We start from the raw sequence: 1187 nt of genomic DNA, 5'->3' as shown, positions 1-1187 counted from the left end.
ACGGGCTGACCGAGGCGTTCCGCTCGACCTATCTCGACCCGTCGCTGATCGACGCGCACCCCGACGCGATGGGGCGTGCGATCCCGTTCGCGCAGGTGTCGTGATCCGGCCCGACGGCACCCGCGCCGCGCCGGGCGAGCCGGGCGAGCTGGTGCATGCCGGGCCGCTGGTCGCGCAGGGCTATTGGCGCGATGCCGAGCGGACCGCGCAGCGCTTCCGCCCCGCGCCCGACGGCAACGGCATGGCGGTCTGGTCGGGCGACACGGTGGTCGAGGGCGCGGACGGGCTGCTCCGCTTCGTCGGCCGCGACGACGAGATGATCAAGAGTGCGGGCAACCGGATCAGCCCGCTCGAGGTCGAGGAGGCGGTACTCGCCGGCAACCAAGCCCGCGAGGCGGTTGCGGTCGGGGTGGCGGATCCGCGGCTGGGGCAGGCGATCGTCGTGATGCTCGCGGGCGACGCGGCGGACGAGCCCGCGCTCAGGACCCGGTTGCGCACCGCGCTGCCGAGCTTCATGCAGCCCGCCGGCTATCTGTGGCGCGACGCGCTGCCGCGCAACGCCAACGGCAAGCTCGACCGGTCCGCGATCGCGGCCGAGGTCCGGGCATGGTCGACCGCCAACGAACAGGGACAGGCATGATGAAGCCGATGGGGGCGTTGCCGCCCGAATTTGCGCACCAGTCGGGCGCGCTGACGATCGGCGGGCGGTCCGCGGAGGCCTGGGTCGCACAGGCCGGCGACACGCCGCTGTTCGTCTATGACAGCGCCATCGTCGCGGCGCGGATCGCGCGGTTCCGCGCGGCGATGCCCGCGATCGACCTCCACTACGCGATCAAGGCGAACCCGCATTCGGCCCTGCTCGCGGCAATCGCACCGCTGGTCGACGGGCTCGACGTCGCGTCGGCGGGCGAGCTCGGCATGGCGCTGGCGGTCAAGCCGGCACACGCGATCAGCTTTGCCGGTCCCGGCAAACGCGACGACGAACTGACGGCAGCGATCCGCGCCGGCGCGACGTTGAACGTCGAATCGGAGGGCGAGGCCACGCGCGGCTTCGCGATCGGCGCGCGGCTCGGCATCGCGCCGCGGATGGCGGTGCGCGTGAACCCCGATATCGAACTGCGCGGATCGGGGATGCGGATGGGCGGCCGCGCCTCGCCCTTCGGGGTCGATGCGGAGCGTGCGGCGGC

General features: G+C 73.3%; 2 pseudogenes. Both read left to right on the top strand.

The features are described from left to right. Positions 1-640 (top strand): annotated as a pseudogene (locus NI18_RS20600) (AMP-binding protein); the annotation flags it as partial. Next, positions 640-1187: pseudogene (locus NI18_RS20595) on the top strand (pyridoxal-dependent decarboxylase, exosortase A system-associated); the annotation flags it as partial. The pseudogenes NI18_RS20600 and NI18_RS20595, both read left to right, overlap by 1 nt.

The organism is Sphingomonas sp. Ant20 (assembly GCF_000783375.1).
GTDB lineage: Bacteria > Pseudomonadota > Alphaproteobacteria > Sphingomonadales > Sphingomonadaceae > Sphingomonas > Sphingomonas aerolata.
This window is presented reverse-complemented; position numbering and strand designations above follow the sequence as displayed.